This is a genomic window from Phreatobacter stygius (assembly GCF_005144885.1).
Taxonomy (GTDB): domain Bacteria; phylum Pseudomonadota; class Alphaproteobacteria; order Rhizobiales; family Phreatobacteraceae; genus Phreatobacter; species Phreatobacter stygius.
On the sequence record NZ_CP039690.1, the window covers coordinates 933,780 to 953,728 of the forward strand.

Annotated in this window: 22 protein-coding genes; 7 read left to right on the plus strand and 15 right to left on the minus strand. The window is 67.2% G+C overall.

Annotated features, from left to right (window positions below):
• Window positions 1–14: 14 nt before the first annotated feature.
• The gene (locus E8M01_RS04385; RefSeq protein WP_136958998.1) at window positions 15–500 is read right to left on the minus strand and encodes a peroxiredoxin; all 486 of its coding nucleotides are present in this window, start codon (window positions 498–500) and stop codon (window positions 15–17) included.
• 143 nt (window positions 501–643) lie between these two features.
• The gene (locus tag E8M01_RS04390; RefSeq protein WP_136958999.1) at window positions 644–1,498 is read right to left on the minus strand and encodes a protein-disulfide reductase DsbD domain-containing protein; all 855 of its coding nucleotides are present in this window, start codon (window positions 1,496–1,498) and stop codon (window positions 644–646) included.
• Between the two features lie 155 nt (window positions 1,499–1,653).
• Between E8M01_RS04390 and E8M01_RS04395 the strand changes: the two genes are divergently transcribed.
• Window positions 1,654–2,274: a YqgE/AlgH family protein gene (locus tag E8M01_RS04395; protein ID WP_136959000.1), complete on the plus strand. Its 621-nt coding sequence runs from the start codon at window positions 1,654–1,656 to the stop codon at window positions 2,272–2,274.
• Between the two features lie 45 nt (window positions 2,275–2,319).
• Here E8M01_RS04395 and E8M01_RS35955 read toward each other — a convergent pair whose 3' ends face one another.
• Window positions 2,320–2,496 carry a hypothetical protein gene (locus E8M01_RS35955; protein ID WP_211596697.1) on the minus strand — a complete coding sequence of 59 codons (177 nt, stop codon included), beginning with the start codon at window positions 2,494–2,496 and terminating at the stop codon, window positions 2,320–2,322.
• Window positions 2,497–2,629: 133 nt separating this feature from the next.
• Here E8M01_RS35955 and pyk point away from each other — a divergent pair, with 133 nt between their 5' ends.
• Window positions 2,630–4,069, plus strand: coding sequence for a pyruvate kinase (gene pyk, locus E8M01_RS04405; RefSeq protein ID WP_136959001.1), 1,440 nt, complete (start codon window positions 2,630–2,632; stop codon window positions 4,067–4,069).
• Window positions 4,070–4,118: 49 nt separating this feature from the next.
• Complete coding sequence (locus E8M01_RS04410) at window positions 4,119–4,919, plus strand: ABC transporter substrate-binding protein (protein WP_136959002.1); 801 nt, start codon at window positions 4,119–4,121, stop codon at window positions 4,917–4,919.
• Between the two features lie 4 nt (window positions 4,920–4,923).
• On the opposite strand, the gene E8M01_RS04415 is transcribed toward E8M01_RS04410, so the two are convergent.
• From E8M01_RS04415 to ykgO, 3 genes are all read right to left on the minus strand, one after another.
• The gene (locus E8M01_RS04415) at window positions 4,924–5,925 is read right to left on the minus strand and encodes an alpha/beta fold hydrolase (RefSeq protein ID WP_136959003.1); all 1,002 of its coding nucleotides are present in this window, start codon (window positions 5,923–5,925) and stop codon (window positions 4,924–4,926) included.
• 68 nt (window positions 5,926–5,993) lie between these two features.
• Window positions 5,994–6,629 carry a tetratricopeptide repeat protein gene (locus E8M01_RS04420; RefSeq protein ID WP_246088596.1) on the minus strand — a complete coding sequence of 212 codons (636 nt, stop codon included), beginning with the start codon at window positions 6,627–6,629 and terminating at the stop codon, window positions 5,994–5,996.
• 83 nt (window positions 6,630–6,712) lie between these two features.
• Complete coding sequence (gene ykgO, locus E8M01_RS04425) at window positions 6,713–6,838, minus strand: type B 50S ribosomal protein L36 (protein ID WP_136959004.1); 126 nt, start codon at window positions 6,836–6,838, stop codon at window positions 6,713–6,715.
• Between the two features lie 279 nt (window positions 6,839–7,117).
• On the opposite strand from ykgO, the gene E8M01_RS04430 reads away from it, so the two are divergent.
• Window positions 7,118–7,471, plus strand: coding sequence for a DUF1236 domain-containing protein (locus tag E8M01_RS04430; protein WP_136959005.1), 354 nt, complete (start codon window positions 7,118–7,120; stop codon window positions 7,469–7,471).
• Window positions 7,472–7,563: 92 nt separating this feature from the next.
• Here E8M01_RS04430 and E8M01_RS04435 read toward each other — a convergent pair whose 3' ends face one another.
• The 3 genes from E8M01_RS04435 to E8M01_RS04445 form a co-directional block, all read right to left on the minus strand.
• Complete coding sequence (locus E8M01_RS04435) at window positions 7,564–9,165, minus strand: glycosyltransferase family 39 protein (protein ID WP_136959006.1); 1,602 nt, start codon at window positions 9,163–9,165, stop codon at window positions 7,564–7,566.
• A gap of 219 nt (window positions 9,166–9,384) precedes the next feature.
• Entirely contained in the window at window positions 9,385–9,954 is a 570-nt protein-coding gene (locus E8M01_RS04440; protein WP_136959007.1) for a HutD/Ves family protein, read from the minus strand.
• Window positions 9,951–11,024 carry a TRAP transporter substrate-binding protein gene (locus tag E8M01_RS04445; protein ID WP_136959008.1) on the minus strand — a complete coding sequence of 358 codons (1,074 nt, stop codon included), beginning with the start codon at window positions 11,022–11,024 and terminating at the stop codon, window positions 9,951–9,953. The genes E8M01_RS04440 and E8M01_RS04445 overlap by 4 nt, the downstream gene beginning before the upstream one ends.
• A 173-nt stretch (window positions 11,025–11,197) precedes the next feature.
• On the opposite strand from E8M01_RS04445, the gene E8M01_RS04450 reads away from it, so the two are divergent.
• Window positions 11,198–12,808 (plus strand): peptide chain release factor 3, encoded by a 1,611-nt coding sequence (locus E8M01_RS04450; protein WP_136959009.1) that lies wholly within the window; start codon window positions 11,198–11,200, stop codon window positions 12,806–12,808.
• Here E8M01_RS04450 and E8M01_RS04455 read toward each other — a convergent pair.
• The 4 genes from E8M01_RS04455 to E8M01_RS04470 all read right to left on the minus strand — a co-directional run bounded on the left by E8M01_RS04455 (window position 12,790) and on the right by E8M01_RS04470 (window position 16,405).
• The gene (locus E8M01_RS04455; protein ID WP_136959010.1) at window positions 12,790–13,515 is read right to left on the minus strand and encodes a hypothetical protein; all 726 of its coding nucleotides are present in this window, start codon (window positions 13,513–13,515) and stop codon (window positions 12,790–12,792) included. The genes E8M01_RS04450 and E8M01_RS04455 overlap by 19 nt on opposite strands.
• Window positions 13,516–13,763: 248 nt before the next feature.
• Window positions 13,764–14,474 carry a hypothetical protein gene (locus E8M01_RS04460; RefSeq protein ID WP_136959011.1) on the minus strand — a complete coding sequence of 237 codons (711 nt, stop codon included), beginning with the start codon at window positions 14,472–14,474 and terminating at the stop codon, window positions 13,764–13,766.
• A gap of 105 nt (window positions 14,475–14,579) precedes the next feature.
• A complete protein-coding gene (locus E8M01_RS04465) occupies window positions 14,580–15,176 on the minus strand; it encodes a protein-S-isoprenylcysteine O-methyltransferase (RefSeq protein ID WP_136959012.1) in 597 nt (198 codons plus the stop codon).
• Complete coding sequence (locus E8M01_RS04470) at window positions 15,173–16,405, minus strand: hypothetical protein (protein ID WP_136959013.1); 1,233 nt, start codon at window positions 16,403–16,405, stop codon at window positions 15,173–15,175. The genes E8M01_RS04465 and E8M01_RS04470 overlap by 4 nt, the downstream gene beginning before the upstream one ends.
• Window positions 16,406–16,631: 226 nt before the next feature.
• Here E8M01_RS04470 and E8M01_RS04475 point away from each other — a divergent pair, with 226 nt between their 5' ends.
• Complete coding sequence (locus E8M01_RS04475) at window positions 16,632–17,588, plus strand: tripartite tricarboxylate transporter substrate-binding protein (protein ID WP_136959014.1); 957 nt, start codon at window positions 16,632–16,634, stop codon at window positions 17,586–17,588.
• Window positions 17,589–17,597: 9 nt separating this feature from the next.
• On the opposite strand, the gene E8M01_RS04480 is transcribed toward E8M01_RS04475, so the two are convergent.
• Window positions 17,598–17,927: a hypothetical protein gene (locus E8M01_RS04480; RefSeq protein WP_136959015.1), complete on the minus strand. Its 330-nt coding sequence runs from the start codon at window positions 17,925–17,927 to the stop codon at window positions 17,598–17,600.
• 240 nt (window positions 17,928–18,167) lie between these two features.
• Between E8M01_RS04480 and E8M01_RS04485 the strand changes: the two genes are divergently transcribed.
• Complete coding sequence (locus E8M01_RS04485) at window positions 18,168–18,458, plus strand: hypothetical protein (protein WP_136959016.1); 291 nt, start codon at window positions 18,168–18,170, stop codon at window positions 18,456–18,458.
• Between the two features lie 4 nt (window positions 18,459–18,462).
• On the opposite strand, the gene E8M01_RS04490 is transcribed toward E8M01_RS04485, so the two are convergent.
• Window positions 18,463–19,824, minus strand: a complete 1,362-nt coding sequence (locus tag E8M01_RS04490) for a tetratricopeptide repeat protein (protein WP_136959017.1) — start codon at window positions 19,822–19,824, stop codon at window positions 18,463–18,465.
• Window positions 19,825–19,949: the final 125 nt, after the last annotated feature.

The following is a 19,949-nucleotide window of genomic DNA, read 5'->3' on the forward strand; positions in this document are numbered from 1 at the left end:
CTGTCGGCTGCCGATCAAAGCTGCTTGAGCAGGGCCTCGGCTCCGGACACGTCAGCTTTGCCCGGCGCGTCCTCGATATTGAGCTGAACCACCACCCCGTCCTTCACCAGCATGGCATAGCGCTTGGAGCGCATGCCCATGCCGAAGGCCGACATGTCGTTGTCGAGGCCGATCGCCTTGGCGAAATCGGCGCTGCCATCGGCGAGCACGCCGACCTTGTCGACGGCGCCGGAGGCCTTCTGCCAGGCGTCGAGCACGAAGACGTCATTGGTCGAGGTGGCGTAGATGGCGTCGACGCCCTTGGCCTTGAACGCCTCGGCATTGGCGACGAAACCCGGCATGTGGTTCTTGTGGCAGGTCGGCGTGAAGGCGCCCGGCACGGCGAACAGGATCACCGTCTTGCCCGCGAAAATATCGGCCGTGGTCCTGGCGCCCGGACCGTCGGAGGTCATCAGGCGGAAGGTCGCGTCGGGCAGGCGGTCGCCAATCTGGATGGTCATCGGGTTTCCTCGTCGTCGGTGACTGCTCGCGCGTGGCGCGAGCCGTGAAGGGACGACCAAAAGGAATAGTCGGTCCGCTGTGCCACGTCGAGACGGCAAGACCGGACGGCAGACCCCTGGATGGCTTGGAAGCCGTTCCCGGATCAGGCCAGGCGCAGCCTGGTCTCCAGAGCCCGCGGGCCGGCGACCAGCGTGAAGGTGATGGGATGGTCGAGCGGCTTGACCCCGCGCGGGGCGCCGTCCAGCGTCAGCTTGAAGCGGCGGACCGGGCCGGTGGTGTCGAGAATCTCCGGCAAAGGCAAGGACCACTGGCCATCCGGCCCTTCGGCGAAGAGATCGACACGTCCGGCCTCAGGCCCGACCTGTGCCGCAAGAACCGCCACCGGATGCGCGCCGCCGGTATCGACAGAGACGAGCGACAGTGTCATGCCCTCGACCGCAGCCACGGGCACCCGAGCGGCAAATTTCGCCACCTCGCTCGCCAGCGCCGGGTCAAGCGCCGGGCCGGCCGTAAGCCCGAGGCGCGCCTCGCCCTTGGCCGGGATGCAGATATTGTCGCAGACGGCGTAGTCGATCTTGGCCACCAGCTCGACCGGTTTTGCCGGATCGCGTGGCGTGACGACGATCGGAAACACCACGTCGATCTTGTAGCCGATCGACTGCCCGCCGCCATCGGCGAAGCGGTGCGGCGCCGGCCAGGTGAGCTGGACATTCGCTACATTGTCGGAGGCCGCCCAGTCGAACATGGGCGGCACGCCCGAATCGCCGGGTGTGCGCCAATAGGTCTTGGTGCCGGGTGACAAGGTGATCTGAAGGCCGGCACGGTGACGCAATGCCGCACCCTCGCCGACCGACCCGGCTCCGATCAGGCGCACCGCCGAGCGGCTGTCGCGCGACCAGTCGGACGCCGCCTGGCCGGCGAATGCCGGACGGGACAGGACCAGGCCTGGTGCGGCCAAAGCGGCCAGGGACGAGAGAAAGGCGCGGCGATCGATCATGTCTGGGGATGTAGTGCGCAGACCCTGCGGTGACCACTGACGATCCGGTGATCACCGGATGTGATCCTGACACTCAGCCGTCAACAGGCCGTGAAGCGCAAGTCCTACGATCGCACCCCGTAGCCATGGGGCGCATTCCGGGGTAGTTTTCCGTCATGGCGCAGCAACCGACGAAACGCAGGCCGCGCGGCGCTTCCCGCGGCTACCTTGACGGACAAATGCTCATCGCGATGCCGACCATGCGCGATGAGCGGTTCGCCCGTAGTGTCATTTATGTCTGCGCGCATTCTTCCGACGGCGCCATGGGCATCGTGGTCAACCAGACCGCGACCAACCTCGTCTTCCCCGACCTGCTGGTCCAGCTCGACATCATTCCCGAGGACCAGAAGATCACCTTGCCGGCGAGCACCTCGTCGGTACGCGTGCTGCGCGGCGGACCGGTCGAGACCGGCCGGGGCTTCGTGCTGCACACCTCGGACTTCTATATCGAGAATTCGACCTTGCCGATCGACGAGGGCATCTGCCTGACCGCCACGCTCGACATCCTGAAGGCCATGGCGACCGGCGACGGGCCGACCAACGCCGTCCTGGCGCTCGGTTATGCCGGTTGGGGCGCCGGCCAGCTCGAAAACGAGATCCAGGCCAATGGCTGGCTGCATTGCCCGGCCGACCAGGACCTGATCTTCGGCGCCGATGTCGAGACCAAATATGACCGGGCCATGCGCAAGATCGGCATCGACCCGTCCATGCTGTCGAGCGACGCCGGCCACGCCTGACCGGCATCGGCGCCGGCACCGCGACCGACATCCAGGCACGGCCTCTTACTTTCCGGCCTTTTGCAGCCGGCCGGCATTGGACTTGTTGCCGGCCAGCCCATCGGCTTGATCGTCCCGCCACTGATGCTGTTTCACCGGATCCAGCTGTTCGCCTGCACCATGCTGGCCGCGCGTCATGCCGCGCGCGCGGCGGCACCGGGAAAACCCGAACCGGCGCCCCATTGAACACTCGGCGGCCGTGTCATGCGGACGCCAATACCTGATGACATGCAACAGCAGCGCGAATGACGGCGGCGGCACTCGCCTCGCGCGGCGAAATCGGTCTAGGCTCGGCCGCAAGGGAGACATTGCCTGCATGCGACGCCAGCGCCGGACCAAGATCCTCGCAACCCTCGGACCGGCCTCGTCGACCCGCGATGCCATCGCCGCGCTGTTTGCCGCCGGCGCGGACGTGTTCCGCGTCAACATGAGCCATACGCCGCACGACAAGCTGCGCGAATTTGTCGAGATCATCCGCTCGATCGAGCACGAGAACCAGCGCCCGATCGGCATCCTGGCGGACCTGCAGGGCCCCAAATTGCGCCTCGGGGCCTTCAAGGATGGCCCGGTCGTGCTGGCCAACGGCGCGCAGTTCACCCTCGATTCCGACAAGAAGCCGGGCGACGGTAAGCGCGTGCAGCTGCCTCACCCGGAAATCCTCACCGCGCTCGAGGCCGGGCACCGGCTGATCCTCGACGACGGCAAGGTGACGCTGGTCGCCGAGCAATGCACGCCGGCCAAGGCCGTCTGCCGGGTCGTCGTCGGCGGCAAGCTGTCCGACCGCAAGGGTGTCAGCCTGCCCGACACGACGCTACCGGTGTCGGCGCTCACCGACAAGGATCGCTCCGACCTCGATGCCGCGCTCAATGCCGGCGTCGACTGGATCGCGGTGTCCTTCGTGCAGCGCCCGGAGGACGTCGCCGAGGTCAAGAAGATCGCCCGCGGCCGGGCCGCCGTGATGGCCAAGATCGAAAAGCCGCAGGCGGTCGCCCGCCTCGCCGAGATCATGGAGATCGCCGACGCCCTGATGGTGGCGCGCGGCGATCTCGGTGTCGAAATGCCGATGGCCAAAGTGCCGGGCATCCAGAAACAGATCACCCGCTCGGCGCGGCGCACCGGCAAGCCGGTGGTGGTGGCCACCCAGATGCTGGAGAGCATGATCACCGCGCCGGTGCCGACCCGCGCCGAAGTCTCCGATGTCGCGACCGCCGTATTCGAAGGCGCCGACGCCATCATGCTGTCGGCCGAGAGCGCGGCCGGCCAATATCCGGTCGAAGCGGTCGCGATGATGAGCCGCATCGCCGAGGAGGTCGAAGGCGACCCGACCTATCGCGCGGTGATCCAGAACCAGCGCGCCGAGCCCGAGGCGACCGGCTCCGATGCCATTGCGCTGGCGGCACGCGACATCGCCGAGACGCTCGACCTCTCGGCCATCGTCTGCTGGACCTCGTCGGGGTCGACCGCCATCCGCGTGGCGCGCGAGCGGCCGAAGCCGATCATCATCGCGCTGACCCCCAATATCGCCACCGGCCGTCGCCTGGCGCTGCTCTGGGGTGTTCATTGCGTGGTGACCCAGGATGCCCGCGACCTCGACGACATGGTCAGCCGCGCTTGCCGCTTCGCCTTCAAGGACGGCTTCGCCAAGCCCGGCCAGCGGATCATCGTGGTGGCCGGCGTGCCGCTCGGCACGCCCGGCGCGACCAATATGCTGCGCATCGCCTTCGTCGGCAGCGACAGCGACAACACGGACATCTAGCCCGTGGCGGCCCGATCCGGCCGCGCCAGTCCTGGCAAGGAGCCGTGCCATGCTCAGAACTCTCGTGTCGATCCTGTTCGCCGCCGTTTCGGGATGGTCGGCCATGGCCAATGAGCCGCCGCCGGGCGTTGCCGCCGAACTCGCACCGACAGGCCGGCTGCGCGCGGCGATCAATTTCGGCAATCCGGTGCTGGCCAAGCGTGATCCGGCGACCGGAGCGCCGGGCGGCGTCTCGGTCGCGCTGGCGCGCGCGCTGGCCGAACGGCTCGGCTTGCCGGTCGACCTCGTCGCCTATGAGGCGGCCGGCCAGGTCACCGACGCCGCCAGGACCGGCATCTGGGACATCGCCTTCCTGGCGGTCGACCCGGTGCGCGCCGCCGAGATCGATTTCACCGCACCCTATGTGCTGATCGAGGGCACCTATCTGGTCAAGGCGACCTCGCCGCTGCGCCGGGTCGAGGACGTCGACCGGGCCGGAAACCGCGTGCTGGCCACCCGCGGCAGCGCCTTTGCCTTGTTCCTGACGCGCACTCTGCGCCAGGCCCAACTGGTCCAGGAGCCGGCCTCCGCGCCCTATCTCGATATCTTTGTTGCCGGCGATTACGAAGCCGCCGCGGGCGTTCGCCAGCCGCTGGTCAATTTCGCCCGGTCCCGTCCGGACCTGCGCGTCATGGACGGACGTTTCATGGCGATCGAACAGGCCATGGCGATCCAGAAGGGCCGCCCTGCCGGCTTGCGTTACCTCAGGGCCTTTCTCGAGGAGATGAAGGTTTCGGGCTTTGTCGAGCGCAGCTTGAGGGCGAGCGGCGAGGCCGATGCCGCGGTGGCGCCGGCGGCCAAGCTCGATTGAGTTCCTAGGACGCCGCCCGCCCGGTTTGCCCCGGTTCCAGCCGCGATGGCTGGTCACCTGGCTGCATGCCGCGCGTGCTGGCCGCGAGCATGCGCTCGATCTCTTCGACCACCTGGTCGGGCGCGGCATGATGCGGACCGTGGCCGACCCCGTCCAGCAGCACCAGCCGGGTCTGGGTGACGTCACGGGCCGTGCCAAGGGAGTGCAGATGGGTCCAGACCACGCTGTCCTGGTTGCCTGAGATCACCGTCACCGGACAGGCGATCTCGGCGTAGCGCGGCGCCTGCGCCGCCACCTCCCGGAACAGCCCGGCGACGTCTTCGGCATTGGCCATGAACTGGCGCGGCCGCAGCACCAGGGCAATCGCGGCCTCGTCGGAATAGCTGGCGCTGACCGATTGCGGCATGAAGACGCCTTGGATGCTGCGTTTCATCCAGAGCTCGCCCAGCGGCAACACCAGGGTCCAGGCGAAGAGCGGGCCGATCAGCGGCGTCGCCGCCACGCGGTAATACCAATGCACGCCACCCGGCCAGGGATGGGTGACGGGCGCCAGCAGCACCAGGCCGGCAACCCTGTCGCCATGGTCGAGCGCCAGCCGGCAAGCCAAGGCTCCAGCCAGCGAATGCGCGACGATCACCGCCCGCGGCAAGCCGAGCACATCGAGCACGTCGATCACCGCACCAGCCTGATGATCGAGCGCTACGGTCGCCCGTCCGGCGCGGCGCTCGCTGAAGCCATGGCCCGGCCGATCGATGAGGATGGTCCGGCCGAGCCGCCCGAGCCGACGCCCGAGCGCCGGCTCCCAGGTGCGGACATTGCCGCTGGCGCCATGCAGGAACACCACCGGCAACAGGCCCTCGCCGGAATCGACGACATGCAGCCGGCCGGCGCGGGTTTCGATGAAACGGCCGCGTGGCGGGAAGGCCCGCGTGATCGCGCGCGTGCGTGCCGCCGTCCAGGCCGTCAGGACCGGCGCGAGCGCCAACGATGCCAGAAATGGATCCACCGGCTCATTATGCGCCGATCATGCGGGGCGGCAAGGCCCGCAGGCGGCCGGGCCAGGAAGCGCCGCCGTCAGAGTTCGGTGCCGTCGACCTTCGGCTGAAGCCGCCGGACGATCTCCGGAATACGCTCGAGATGCGGGTTGATCTCGAGGGCACGGCGGAACACCTCGAGCGCCTGCCGGTCATTGCCGAGCTGCTGGAGAATCATGCCCAGCCCCGCCAGCGCGCCGTAATGGCGCGGCTCGCGCCGCAGCACCTGTTCGATATCGGCGACGGCGCGACCGAGTTCCTTGCGGGCGAAATAGACGGTGGCGCGCCGGCTCCAGCCTTCGACATAATCGGGGTAGAGATCGATCACCGCATCGAGCAGCGACAGCGAAAGATCCTGGTCCTGCCGCTGGAAGGCCTGGCTCGCGCGCGCCATCAGGAGATCGGCGGTATCCGATCCGGAGCGGGCCAGGATCAGCGAGATCTCACGGTCGATGACCCGGGCGATCCGCGCGTCGGGTGCTTCCTTGAGGCGCGAGAACAGTTCGTCGAGCCTGCGGCCGCGTTCCGATTCGAGCGCGGGAATGGCCGGGTTGCCCGCCGCCGGCGGACCGCTGGACGGGCCGGTGACCTGCGCGCCGGCAGGCCCGGCCGCAACCGCAATCAGAACCAGACATAGAAAAACCGCCGCGCGTGTCATGTCCCGAAACTGGGCCATGAAACGCCGGCGGTCAACAAAAGAGGGCGTCGCCGCCCTCTCCAGCCGATCACATCCGCGCGCGAAAGGGCGCGCGGCCGCGATCAACCCTGACGCGCCTTGAAGCGCTTCTGGGTCTTGTTGATGATGTAGACGCGGCCTTTGCGGCGCACGATCTGGTTGTCGCGGTGGCGCGTGCGCAGCGACTTGAGCGAGTTACGGACCTTCATCGGTTCGATCCCTTGTGAACGACAGCGCAAAGGGCCGGGACATCCCGACTGCCAAAGCGACGATATTCGGAGGAGGCGGGCTATAGCCGGGGCAAGGGCGGCTGTCAAGATTTCGACGGCCGCCGCGCGGTGTCTTGTGCAACCGATGCCGAACCGCCCGGGCCACAGCCTGCCCATGCCCTCTCGGCCGGCTTCAGCCCAGGCCGATTTTCAGCGTGCCGGCGGAACGACCCGGCGATCCACAGGTTGAACATTGACCGAGCCACGAGGAGAGAGCCAATGAAACCTTCGATTCTGCTGTCGGCGCCACTGCTGTGCGCGCTGCTCATGCCGGTTGCAGCCAATGCCCAGGCCGGCGACGCCCAGAGTTCGCCGACTGCCAGCTCCCGGCCGCAACGGATCAGTCCTGACCAGCAGCCGCGGTTCCGCCAATACGTCATTCAGCGGCAGCATCCGTCTTTCACCTATTCGTCACCGATCGTGGTCGGCGGCGTCTTGCCGGAGGCCGGTGTCACCTATTACGAGGTGCCGAACGAATATGGCATGACCAGCCATCGCTACACGATCATCAACGACAAGCCGGTGCTGGTCGACCCGTCGACCCGCACCATCATTCAGGTGATCGAGGACTGATATCAGGCCAACATGCAGAAAGGGCGCCAAATGGCGCCCTTTCCTGTCTGTCAGTCGGGTCTTGCCGACCTCGCCCGCGCATCCCGTGCGGGCTAGCGCAGTTCCGCGGGAACGATGGCGTAGGCAAGCGTGGTCACCGGCCCGTATGACAGCGGGCTCGGCGCCGAGACGGTGCCTTGCGCTCTCAACGCCGGAAACCGCAAGCGCAGCCGGGCGAACGCCTCGTGGTCCTCGGGCTGCCAGACGATGATGCCGCCGTAGCGCGCCAGCATCTCCTCGGTCACCCAGGGGGCCTGGCGTGTGTCGCCGTCGAGCAGGATCAGCGGCCGGTCGAGCGAATAGAAGGCGACATTGCCGGCATGCCAGCGGTCTCCGATGACGATCCGCAGCGGCTGGTCGGTGTCGTCGCGCCAGCGGCTGGTCAACTGGTCGGCCAGCGATTCGGCCGGATACAGGGTTGGCACGACGCCCGCGCCCATGGCGAGGCGGGCATGATGATGGAAGGCGTTGCCGACCGGCAGGACGACGATGACCAGCAGGGCCAGAACCGCCGCGAGCCGCAACCGGCCGAGTTCCAGGCGCGGTCCGATCAGCATCAGGGCGGCGATGCCGGAAAAGGCGAAGAGCGCAGTGCCCCTGCCCTGCCGAAACTCGCCGCCGACCGCAAAATTCACCACCAGCGCCACGGCGATCGGCGCGAAGGCCATGGTCAGCAGCGCCGCCTGCTCGAAAGCCGGCACCCGGCGGCCGTCAACGACCAGCTCGGCCCGGGGCCTGAGCCTGCCGAAGCCGACGGCCACCAGCAACAGCACGATCAACATGCCGTGCTGGCTGATCTGCGCCGCCAGGAAAGCCAGGCAGAAATAGAGCCGGATGACGATCGATGTCGCTTTCTCGCCATGCGAGAAGGCGTAGCCGAATGTCGAGAAGCTGGTGTCCACGACCCAGTTCAGATGGGGCGCCGCCAGCACCAGACAGATGAGTGCGGCAAGCCACGGATCGCGCCGCCGCAAGGCCGCACGGCCGCGCGGCGTCGCCAGGGTGAAGATGCCGAGCACGCCGACGAGCAGCAGCACGACATATTTGGCATAGATCGAGAACGCGACGGCCAGGGCGAAACCGTACCAGGCCCGTGGGCGCTCCTCGACCACGGCGCGCCACCAGAACAGGCCGGTCAGCGCCCAGAGCGGCGCCGACAGGGTGTCGGGCGTGAAGGTCGCCATGGACGGGCCATAATAATGCACGCCGAACAGGGTCAGCAGCGCGGCGATCAGGCCTTGCCGTTCCCCCAGGATCGACCGGCCGAGCCGCCAGACGGCCCAGAGCGTGATGACGACGCAGATCTGCGCATAGAGATAGGCAAGCCATATGGCCGAAGGCGCGAGCCACTCGGTCAGCCCTAGAATCCAGGCCTGCAGCGGCGGATGTTTGGAAAAGCCCCACTGGAAGGTGCGCCCCCAGATGAAGCCCTCGAGCGTGTCGCGCGGCAGCGTGATGAAGCCGAATGCCGGCGCCGCGACGGCGATCGCGGCATGAAGACCGACCAGCGACCAGAACAGCATGGTTCCGCGCTCGATGAGCAACTGGCCGATCGTTCGGCTGCCGGTCGGCAGAGCGGTGAATGTTGCGCCGGACGCCACAGCAGTCGCTGCGTGTCCGTCGAGCGGCACGGCATAGGAATCGTTGAGAGACAATCAGGGCCTCGGAAGGGCGTTGGAACAAGCGGCCGCAGGCAATGGCGCCAGAAACAAAACGGACCTCCCGGAGGCCGCCGCGTGGAACATCCAAACGCAATGAGCACCTAGACATTGCTCAAGCATTACAATCCGCGGCAAATGTTTCCGAGCCCGCAAATAATTGCGATTGTCAGGAGATTGCAAGCTTCGGAACGGACGCGGCGGGGCGCCCCCGGATCATGCCGGGCGCAAGCGGACGATGGCGGCCCGGGCCCCGGCCGGAGCCGCGGCAGTGCAACGCTGCCCGCCCGCGACGAGCGCCGTCCAGCCCGGCGGCAGGGCCGCGGTCTCGGCGCCTTCGGTCACCGACCAGGTGCCCTCGATCGCCACGACGGCGATCGTCTCGGCTGCCGCGATCGCCTCGGGCTCCCCGTGCCCCCGCCAGATCGCAACGTCGCCTTGCACGGCGCCGTCGCGCATCAGCAGGTTGAAGGCCGTGGCGGGCGCTCCGCGCAGCCGCGAGAACGGCGCCGGCGCGCCGGCAAAGCGCGTCGGCTGGTCACGCGGCAGCGTCCGTGTCCCCTCGCCCTCGAAATCGAGATGGACGCCCGGGCCATGGATGATGGTGAACACCCGTGTCACTCCGGCATAGTCGGAGAACGGCCCGTCCTTGAGGATCTCGGCCGTGCCGATGCGCCAGACGACCTCGCCGTCACCGGCGAGTTCGACCGCATAGTCGGTCGCCGTGCCACCGCCATTCTTCCAGGGCACGGTCCGGTGATCCCTGGGATCGATCAGCTTGATCATCGCGCTTCGTACCTGACACCGCTGATCGGCGCCACGATGCGGTTATAGACCTCGCCGCAACGCTCGCCGCAGCGCTTGACGAAGGCCGGCAGCACGACGGTCGACAAAGACTGGCGCAGCAACGCCATGTCGGCCTGGCTCGCCCGCGTCACCGTCATCGGCCGGTTCTCGACCACCCGGCCGATCCTGCAGCCCGCGGCGATGCCGGCATTGCATTGCACGCCGTCCTCGGTCGCTTCCAGGCCGAGTTTCCACTGCGCCTCGCCGACATCGTTCATGGTCTCCTGCAGGAACTGCCGCACCGCCGGGTCGAGCCGGTTCCACCAGGCGAGATTGACCCCATAAGCCGCCGTCCCCCACTGGATCGGCAATGTGTAGAGATGTTTGGTCACCTCGTACCAGCGCGCGCCATTGCCGGTCGCGGTTCCGGTCACCGCGCAATCGACCACGCCCCGCTCGAGCGCCGCATAGACCTCGGGAAAGCCGATCGCCACCGGCTGAGCGCCGATCGACTGCATGAAATCGTTCTGCGAGCCGCCCGGCGTCCGCACGCGCCGGCCCTTGAGATCGGCGAGGCTGGTCACCGGATCACGGCAGAACAGCACCTGGGCCGGGAAGGGATAGAAGGCAACGATGCGCACGCCGACGCGTTCGAGCTCCTGGTTGAGTGTCGGCAGCATGGCCTCGGCGACACGCCGGCCCTGTTCATGCGACGCATTCAGGCCGGCAAGGTCGATGATGTCGAGCAGCGGCACGTCACCCGCGACCGTCGGCAGCGCGATGCCGGCGAGATCGATCTGACCGGCGCGCAGCACCCGCAACAGCTCCGGACCGTTCAGATTGCGCTCGGGCCAGCTCGCCAGCGTCACCGAAATGCGCCCGTTGGAGCGCTGCGGTATGCCTTCGCGCAGCATCGGGATGTCGACCCGGGTATATTGCGGGATCGACGGCGAGAGCTGCGTCACCATCTGGATCGCCACCGGCGGGCCGGGCGGCAAGGTCTGGGCCGAAGCCTGCCCCGCGAAACCCAGCAAAGCCAGGCCAACAGACACTTTGATCAGACGGCGCATTCGGTTCTCCCCCAAGACCCTGGAACAGTCACTATAGCCATCGGACAGAGCCGGTCGAGGTGCCTGTCTCCGGTGATTTTTGCCGGTCCGACGGCCGGCCGGCCGCTGATTGCACGGGGCCGAATGCTGCTGCCGATTGACCTTGCGCCGCGCGCAACGCTAAACCCCGCGCCATGACCACCATCCCGACCACCGCCCAGGCCTCGACCGCTGCGCCCACTCCGGCGTCGCGCCGGCGCACCTTCGCCATCATCTCGCACCCTGACGCGGGCAAGACGACGCTCACCGAAAAGCTGCTGCTGTTCGGCGGCGCCATCCAGCTCGCCGGTGAGGTGAAAGCCAAGCAGGGCCGCCGGCAGACCTCGTCGGACTGGATGGCGATCGAGCGATCGCGCGGCATTTCGGTGGTCACCTCGGTGATGACCTTCGAATATGGCGACTGCGTCTTCAATCTCCTGGATACCCCCGGCCACGAAGACTTCTCCGAAGATACCTATCGCACGCTGACCGCCGTCGACTCGGCCGTCATGGTGATCGACGCCGCCAAGGGCATCGAGGCCCGGACGCGCAAATTGTTCGAGGTCTGCCGGCTGCGCGACATCCCGACCGTCACCTTCATCAACAAGATGGATCGCGAGGCGCGCGACCCGTTCGACCTCCTGGACGAGATCGAGAAGACGCTGGCCATCGACACCACGCCGATGACCTGGCCGATCGGCTCGGGCCGGGATTTCGCCGGCACCTATGACATTGCCCGCTCGCAGGTGCGCCGGCTCGACCGCGACGACGAGCCGACCAAGGTCAACGGCCCCGAGGCCGGCCTGTTCGACGAATTGCTGCCCAAGGGTGCAGGCGAATGGCGCGACCAGGTGGAACTGGCGATCGGCGGCTGCAAGCCGTTCGATCTCACCTCCTACCGCGAAGGCCATCTGACGCCGGTGTTCTGGGGTTCGGCCTTGCGGAATTTCGGCGTGCGCGACCTGATCGACGCGTTGATCGCCTTTGCGCCGCCACCGCGCGCGCAGGTTGCCGAGGGCCGGACCGTCACCGCCGACGAGAAGAACATGTCGGGCTTCGTGTTCAAGATCCAGGCCAACATGGACCCCAACCATCGCGACCGGATCGCCTTCCTCAGGGTCTGCTCGGGCAAGCTGACCCGTGGCATGAAGGCAAGGCTGGTGCGGACCGGCAAGCCGATGCCGCTGAACGCGCCGCAATTCTTCTTCGCCAAGGATCGCCAATTGGCTGAGGAGGCTTATGCCGGCGACATTGTCGGCATTCCGAACCACGGCACGCTGCGCATTGGCGATACCCTGACCGAGGGCGAGGACATCGTGTTCAAGGGCGTGCCAAGCTTCGCGCCGGAACAGCTCCGCCGGGTCAAGCTGAAGGACGCGATGAAAGCGAAGAAGCTGCGCGAGGCCTTGCAGCAGATGGGCGAAGAAGGCGTCGTGCAGCTGTTCGTGCCCAATGACGGCTCGCCGGCGATCGTCGGCGTGGTCGGCGCCCTGCAGCTCGACGTGCTGAAGGAGCGGCTTGCCTCGGAATATTCACTGCCCGTCGATTTCGACCCGTGCCAGTTTCAGGTCTGCCGCTGGATCACCTCGGCAGACGAACAGAAGCTCGACAGCTTCATCGCCGATCACGGCTCGTCCATGGCGCGCGACCTCGACGGCGCGCCGGTCTACATGGCCTCCAGCGCCTTCTCGCTGCGCTACGAGGAAGAGCGCGCGCCGGGCATCGTCTTTTCCGATATCAAGGACTATCAGCGCGCCGCGGATTGACGGCCGCTCAGTGCGACGCGCGCCGGACGGCGCGTGCCCGCGCCGACCGCCTGGCTGATCCAGCCGATCACCTGGGCGTGCAGGCGCGGATCCTTGTCGATATTGAAATGGGTCACATTGCCCGACTGGCGCAGGTCGATATTCTCGAGCCGGCCGCGATAGCGCGCGTCGGCGGTGACCCGCTCGCCCCAGCCATTGTTCGACTGGTAGAAATTGACGAAGCGGCGTGCCCCGCCGGTCAGCTGCCGTGCCGCGGTCGGATCGAAAGCGACGGCAAGCGCCACCGAGCCACCCTGCTGCGCCAGGAAATTGGCAATGTCGGCGACCACATTGGCGCCCAGCGAATGGCCGATGATGACGGCCTGATGGCGACCGCCGGAGGCGCGCTGATTGGCCAGGATCTCATTGGCGATCGAACCCCAGTCGCCATATTCGTGGACGGTCGCCAAATAGCCGCGCTGGGTCAACTTGGCGCCGAGATCGTCCATGCCTTGCGAAAAGACGTTGGCGAGTCCCCGGATCAGGTAGATATGCGGCTGGATCTGCTGGACGCGGCCGTTCGGCACGGCGAGGCGCGGCGTGCCCTGGCCGGCATCGCGTGCCATCTGGACGGCGCTGCCGTCGGCACCGGTCTGGGCCGTCGCCTGACAGCCGGCCAGAGCCAGAGCCGCTATGAGAACACCGAGAACGCCGGACCGCGACGACATGCGCATGTTCAACCTCACCTTGGAAATCCCAGTCAAATGCACGGACCCCGGTCAAGGCGAGTCCTTCGGCTCACCCTGCCTCAGCATGGTTAATGCGAAGTCAATTGCCCGCTCCCGGGCCTGTCAATGGAAGATCGGCCTCCGGCCGTGACCGCGGTGACATCTGGTCGCCGGGTGTTGCTCGAATGCCTCGCGTTGCGGAAGCAACATGACATTCATGCCGGGTTCGGCCCAACCCTGCAGTCGCTTCAGCGTTCCGGACGGACCCGATTGGCGCGTGCGAGATTGCGGTCGCCTTCACCCACCGAACGCCGGATCCAGCTGATAACACGTTGATGCACCTGGGCATCCCGATCAAGCGTGAAATGGGTCAGATGCGCCATGGCCGCGAGATCGACATTCTCGACCAGGTCCTCCAAGCCGGGCGCCGCCTGAACCCGGCGACCCCAGCCATTGTTGGATTGGTAGAAATTGATGAAATGCGGGGCACCGCCGGTGACCGTCAGATCCTGGGTCGGATCGAAGGTCACGGCGAGCTGGGCGCTGGCGCCGCGGGCGGCCAGCGCGTTGGCTGCCTCGATGGTCGAGTTCGCGCCGAGCGAATGGCCGACGAGGACCGCCTTCTGGCGGCCGCCGGATGCGCTCTGGTCGGCGGCGATCTGCTCGACGATCTGCCGCCAGTCGCCAAAAGCATGGACGCTCGCCCGATAGCCGAGCCGGTTCAGCTTGACCGCCAGGTGATCGACGCCTTCCGAGACGGTCTGGGCGAGGCCACGGATCAGGTAGATCCTGGGCGCGCTCGACTGGGCAGGCTGGCGTGCCGGGGGTTCCGAGCGCCGCGCGAAATCACGTGGCGCGAAAGCCGCGTCGAGGCCGGCAAGGCTCGACATTTGGCAGCCGCCAAGTGCCAGTCCGATCAACAGGACGGGCAGCGAGCCGATACGCAAAAACAGACCCATGCCAAACCACTTCACTGTATCGGGGCCGGACCGGCCGTCCCCCAAGCAAGAATTCCAGTCCTTGCTCTCTGCCCCGGGCAATGGACGATAGCAGGCCCGTCCCTGTCAATGAATGAACGGGATCACGCGTTTCGTCCGGTTCATGTAATCGGCATATTGTTGCCCGAAGGCGGCACGCATCATGGCCTCCTCACGCCCGACCCGGAATGCGTAGAGAAGCCCGAATCCGATCAGACCCGCCGGTCCGGCGATCCAGTTCTGCAGCAGCAGGACCTGCCCCAGGCCCCACAGGAAGAAGGCGCTGTACATGGGATGACGAACCAGCCGGTAGACCCCATGGGTCACCAGCGTATGGTCCTCGCGCAGTTCCAATGTCTGCGACCAGTTGCGGCCGAGCTGGCGGTGGGTTGCCAGGAACAGCGCCAGCGCCGCAACGAAGACCAGCGTCCCGAGCCAGGCCTGCAGCGGCGAGAACGGATAATCGGCGAAGCGCAGAAAGCCCTTTGAGGCGAACAGGCAATAGGCGATCGGCACGATGCCGAGCCCGCATAGCGAGATCAGCAGCAAGACCCTTTCGCGCAAATCGACGGCGCTGACGTCGATGCGGTTCCGGCGCTTGTTCTTGATTTCATGCGGAATCCGGATCGCTCCCCAGCCGATCACACCGGCCAGGAAGATGATCTGAGCAACGAGACGGATCATGGGGCTGCGGTCTTCATGGTTGCGGCAGTGACGGGCCGCGCGGCGCGGCCGAGCGAACCGTCGGGCCCGAGCGCATCCGGCAGGGCCTCGCCGTCGTGGACGATGTGAGCGAACCGGAACGGTCCGCAGGCGATCATGTGGAAGTCGTAGCGGTAGCGCTGCTCGTTGCCCATCACATATTGCCGGTGGACCCTCAGCAGGTTGCCGCGAAACCGGCCCCAGGTCTCGGCCGAGAGCATGCGCGACAGGCGGATGGAATGGCTGACCGGCCGGGTCGCGGTGTCGAGCTTCAACGCGTCGACCGTATTGCGCTTGTAGAAGCAGATGAAGTCGACATGGCTGTCATATTCGGCCCAGGTGATCTCCGCCGCATCGGCGACGCGCTTGACCGCGTCGCGGATCCAGCCGGCGGCCGGATGAAGCGCGATCTTGAGGGTCGACGAGCCGACGCCGGCGAGGCCGAGCGGCACCTTGCCCTTGGCAAAGTCCGGCTCGTTTGCGAGTGCCAGCGCGACACTTTCGACCATCCAGGCAGCGCCCAGGCTGTGCGCGATGATGACCACCTCGTCGACATCGCCCGCCTTCACGCCGCTGGCGATCTCACGGGCGAAATCCGCGGCGCGCCGTTCGATCGACGGCCGGGTCCGTCGGATCATGTCGCGGGCGAAGATCCAGTCGTTCAGCATGTAGTCCATATGAAAGCGCCGGCCGGGCACGCGCATCAGCGTCAGGAACAGCCCGATGGCCAGCACCGGCATGGCGATCGCCGGATAGGGACCGCCAAGTTGCTTCCAGAGCCCGGCGAAACTGAGCGACAGCGCGGTGAACGCCAGCAGAAGCACGGCCGGATAGCCGGCGAACAGCGAATAACGCCAATAGGCCCCGACATAACGGAAGAATGTGCCGGTGAAGAACAGATCCGCCGTTGCCCGGCCATAAAGCACCAGCCGCTGCCACATCGGGCGCGCGACATCCTCGGCGATGACGTCGTCCCAACGCAACAGCCTGACATCGGTCGTGGTCCGCCAATCCGGCCCTTCGACCGCAACCGCCCAGGAGGCGACCGGGCGGTCGGCATGCACCGTCATCGGCCCAACGCTCGCGCGGACCGACCACGTCTTCTCGAACCGTTTGATCTCGCGATCGAAACGGTGGTGATGGGCGGCCGGCTCGAGGGGCTCGTAACCGGTCAGAAGATAGACGCGTCTGGTGCGGATGGGCTCGGACATGGACCAATGGCGCGTTGCGGGACGTTCCTGATGACATGACACGCCGTCGAGCGCCAGTCGGCGCGGTCAAGAGCTTGGGGAGGGCGGGCCGGATCGCGGCCCGGATTTCTCAACCTTCGGGCACCCGGCATAGGCGATAAACCGATCTGTCGGAGCGGAGCCGGCAATGCCAATCCTTGGGCAAGGCGGTCATGCGCCGGCATGATCGACCGGGAGGAGAGGCCTGATGCCCCGTTTTCTTGCCGCACTCGTCGCGCTGATGACCGCCAGCCTCGCCGCCCACGGCCAGGAGGCCTATCCGACCAGACCCATCACGATGATCGTGCCGTTTGCCGCCGGCGGCACCTCGGATGTGATCGCCCGCGTGGTCGCCGAGGAGATGAGCCGGGTGCTCGGCCAGCGGATCATCACCGAGAATGCCGGCGGCGCCGGCGGCACCCTGGCGCTGGCACGCGCGGCGCGCGCCGAGCCGGACGGCTATACCATCGCGATCGGCAATACCGGCACCAATGCCGCCGCCTATTCGATCTATCCCGAGCTCAAATATACCCCTGACGCCTTCGCGCCGATCGGCCTGGTGGCCAAGACCTCGCCACTGCTGGCGATCAAGAAGGCCCATCCGGCGCGCACGCTTGCCGAATTCATCGCCTTCGCCCGGGCCAATCCCGGCCGTGTGACGCTTGGCCATGCCGGCGTCGGCTCGTCCAACTATCTGATCTGCCGCAACTTCATCCACGCCGCCAAGGTCGAGATCACGCTGGTCAGCTACCGCGGTGCCGCACCGGCGCTTTATGACCTGCTCGCCGGCCAGATCGACGGCGTCTGCGACGCCGCGACCTCGCTTGCCTCGAACGTGCTCGCCGGCGAAGTGCGGGCGCTCGCGGTGGCCGCTCCGACCCGGCTCGCCGGTCTGCCCGACGTTCCGACTTCCACCGAAGCGGGATTGCCGGCCTTCCAGGCCCAGGGCTGGAACGCGCTGTTCGCGCCCAAAGGCACGCCGGAGGCGGTCATCCAGCGGCTGAATGCCGCGATCCGTCAGGCGGTCGCGAGCGAAGCCTTGCAGAAGCGCTTCGCCGAACTCGCCTCGACGACCCCTGGCCCGGACGAGCTTGCGCCGGCATTCGTTGCCCAACTGGTTCCCGCCGAGATCGCCAAATACCGGCAATTGCTGGCCAATCCTTGAACGGACGGGTCAGCGCGCGGCCAGCTCCGCCTTGGCCCAGGCGCAGAACCAGATGACCGCCAGATCGAACGCCACGAAGATGGCGATCCAGACGGTCAGCGGCTGCTGGTCCTGGACCACGCTGGCGATCGCCATGAAGCCGCCAATGGCGGTGACGATTTGGGCGGTGATCAACCCGCGACGGCCGCCGAAGGGGACGACCAGCGCCAGCACGACATAGACGGCGCCGAACAGCACGGTCACCAGGACCGGCAAGGTCGGCGGCGACAGGACGTATTGGTAGAGGTGCAGGGCACCGGTGATCAGAAGCAGCGCCGCGGCGGTGAGCTTGGCGATCATGCGGTGTCCCGAACAGCGTGTTGAGCCGATTCTGCTTCAGGGCAATCATCAGGCGGCGCGCCGCCGGAAGCAATGTCGGGCAAGCGACAGCGGTGCCACGGAGGCCTTAAGCCGGCCAGGCCGCCGCCATCGACCCCCGGCTGAGGACGCGGCAGCCGAACGCTGGTACAATGGCGATCCAGCCGCGGAGGCGACCTTGTCGCGCGGCTGGCGTCAGGGCATCGGCAAGGGTGACGCGTCATGAACCAGGACGAGGGAACCAGGTCCGACAAGCCGCGGGGGCCGAGCTGGCAGACCTGGGCGGATGCCACGCGGCCGGCCGATCATCCAGCCCCCGACGGCTTCAACAAGTGGGATGAGCGCGTCCGGAACCGCCAGAACATCGCCGCCGCCATCGTTGTCATCATTGTCGGTGTCACCACCTATTTCGTTTTCGACGAACTGAGGACGTCATCGCGGATCCTGGCCTGCATGGAGGCCGGCCATCGCAATTGCGTACCGCTGGACATCAGCCGGCCGGCCAGCCGCTGACCTGTCAGGCGACCCGAAACTCCAAGGTCCGGGACTCCAGGCTCCGGGCGCCGAGCGCCGCGTCGAGCCGGGCCGCGGCGAGGCGCCCGAAACGATCCTCCCGCTGTAAACGCTGGCGGGCCTGGACGATGTTATGCATCGCCAGCGCAGCGCCGCGATCAGCCGCGATCAGCGCCAGCGAACGCAGGAACAGGTCGCGTTGGGCGTTGCTGCCGCCGATCTCGGGCAGGCGCTGAACGAGGATCGAAAGATCGGTGCGGTCAGAACCGCCGAAACCGACCAGGACCTGCGCGAGATCCGCGCCGATCCGCGCCGCGACGGCCGACTGGTCGCCATCGGCCTTGCCGGCCCTGCCGCCGAGCGCCAGCGCGACGTCGTTCGCGCCTTGCCGGTCGCCGGCTGCCAGCAAAGCCAGCAGATAATGCAGTGAGGCAAAGACCAGGGACGTGTCGCGGCGGTGCCGGTGCGCGATCGCGGCAAGCTCGCACCAGCGGCCGCCGGCGTCGACGCCGTGCTGGCGCAACCGCCACAGGAACGAGACGGCATTGGCCATGTCGCGGAACTCCTCGCTGGCGGTCGGCCGGATTTCCCGGTCGTAGAGATCGAGCGCGGCATCGAGGCGCCCGGCCTCAAGGTGAAACAGGCCGAGATGCCAGGCGACGTGGAAGGCAAAATTGCTGCAGCCGGACCAGGTCGCCCGGCATGATTCCAGCCAGGCGACGCCCTCGCCGGTCCGCCCCGACATTTCGTGGACATGCGAGACCGCGTGAATGCCCCAGGCATCGTCGGGCTCGATGTCCACCGCGCGGCGGCCGAGCCGTTCGGCGGTGGCAAAATCGCCAGTCTCCTCGACGCCGAAGGCATGGCAGCCGAGAAAGAAGCCGAAACCCGGCGTCGCGGCGCTCCAATGCCGCTCCAGGCGGGTCGAAGTCGCCAGCATGCCGGCCCGGTCGCCACCCATGAAACGCAGCGCATGGGACAGCTTGAAGGCCAGGAGATCACGTGGTGTTTCGTCGAGATGGGCTTCCAGCCGGGCCGCGGCCGCACGATGGCGTCCAAGGACGGCATGGCCGAGCGCCTCGACCAGCGCTCTTTCGCCTGGAGTCGCGTCCCGCGTCCGGGCGGCCAGTCGGGCGCGGCCAAGCGCTTCCGCCGCGGTCGCGGCATGGCTGTCGCGCGCCAGCATGACCGCCGAAAAGCCACGCAACGCATGGGCGGCGATCATGTCGGGATCGATGGCCAGGGCGTCGGTCAGCGCCGTCGCGGCATCCGCCCGATGGGCGGCCACGGCCCGGACCGCGACCTCGAAATGCCGGATCGCGGCGCTCTCGGCCGTATGGGCGCCCTGGTAGCGATCGACGATCATGCGCTGGCTCCCGCTATCGGATCGGCCGATCAACGGGCACCGTGGTGCTCACGCCGGCTCACGATCCCTGTTCGCGGGGGCGCTGGCCGGCGTTACCGGCATCACGCAGTCGTGTGGCGAGCAAC

Excerpts from the sequence above, each read along its gene's own strand:
- E8M01_RS04385 (WP_136958998.1), bottom strand. The coding sequence starts at position 500 with ATGACCATCCAGATTGGCGACCGCCTGCCCGACGCGACCTTCCGCCTG.
- E8M01_RS04390 (WP_136958999.1), bottom strand. The coding sequence starts at position 1,498 with ATGATCGATCGCCGCGCCTTTCTCTCGTCCCTGGCCGCTTTGGCCGCA.
- E8M01_RS04395 (WP_136959000.1), top strand. The coding sequence starts at position 1,654 with ATGGCGCAGCAACCGACGAAACGCAGGCCGCGCGGCGCTTCCCGCGGC.
- E8M01_RS35955 (WP_211596697.1), bottom strand. The coding sequence starts at position 2,496 with ATGGGGCGCCGGTTCGGGTTTTCCCGGTGCCGCCGCGCGCGCGGCATG.
- pyk (WP_136959001.1), top strand. The coding sequence starts at position 2,630 with ATGCGACGCCAGCGCCGGACCAAGATCCTCGCAACCCTCGGACCGGCC.
- E8M01_RS04410 (WP_136959002.1), top strand. The coding sequence starts at position 4,119 with ATGCTCAGAACTCTCGTGTCGATCCTGTTCGCCGCCGTTTCGGGATGG.
- E8M01_RS04420 (WP_246088596.1), bottom strand. The coding sequence starts at position 6,629 with ATGGCCCAGTTTCGGGACATGACACGCGCGGCGGTTTTTCTATGTCTG.
- ykgO (WP_136959004.1), bottom strand. The coding sequence starts at position 6,838 with ATGAAGGTCCGTAACTCGCTCAAGTCGCTGCGCACGCGCCACCGCGAC.
- E8M01_RS04430 (WP_136959005.1), top strand. The coding sequence starts at position 7,118 with ATGAAACCTTCGATTCTGCTGTCGGCGCCACTGCTGTGCGCGCTGCTC.
- E8M01_RS04440 (WP_136959007.1), bottom strand. The coding sequence starts at position 9,954 with ATGATCAAGCTGATCGATCCCAGGGATCACCGGACCGTGCCCTGGAAG.
- E8M01_RS04445 (WP_136959008.1), bottom strand. The coding sequence starts at position 11,024 with ATGCGCCGTCTGATCAAAGTGTCTGTTGGCCTGGCTTTGCTGGGTTTC.
- E8M01_RS04450 (WP_136959009.1), top strand. The coding sequence starts at position 11,198 with ATGACCACCATCCCGACCACCGCCCAGGCCTCGACCGCTGCGCCCACT.
- E8M01_RS04455 (WP_136959010.1), bottom strand. The coding sequence starts at position 13,515 with ATGTCGTCGCGGTCCGGCGTTCTCGGTGTTCTCATAGCGGCTCTGGCT.
- E8M01_RS04460 (WP_136959011.1), bottom strand. The coding sequence starts at position 14,474 with ATGGGTCTGTTTTTGCGTATCGGCTCGCTGCCCGTCCTGTTGATCGGA.
- E8M01_RS04465 (WP_136959012.1), bottom strand. The coding sequence starts at position 15,176 with ATGATCCGTCTCGTTGCTCAGATCATCTTCCTGGCCGGTGTGATCGGC.
- E8M01_RS04470 (WP_136959013.1), bottom strand. The coding sequence starts at position 16,405 with ATGTCCGAGCCCATCCGCACCAGACGCGTCTATCTTCTGACCGGTTAC.
- E8M01_RS04475 (WP_136959014.1), top strand. The coding sequence starts at position 16,632 with ATGCCCCGTTTTCTTGCCGCACTCGTCGCGCTGATGACCGCCAGCCTC.
- E8M01_RS04480 (WP_136959015.1), bottom strand. The coding sequence starts at position 17,927 with ATGATCGCCAAGCTCACCGCCGCGGCGCTGCTTCTGATCACCGGTGCC.
- E8M01_RS04485 (WP_136959016.1), top strand. The coding sequence starts at position 18,168 with ATGAACCAGGACGAGGGAACCAGGTCCGACAAGCCGCGGGGGCCGAGC.
- E8M01_RS04490 (WP_136959017.1), bottom strand. The coding sequence starts at position 19,824 with ATGATCGTCGATCGCTACCAGGGCGCCCATACGGCCGAGAGCGCCGCG.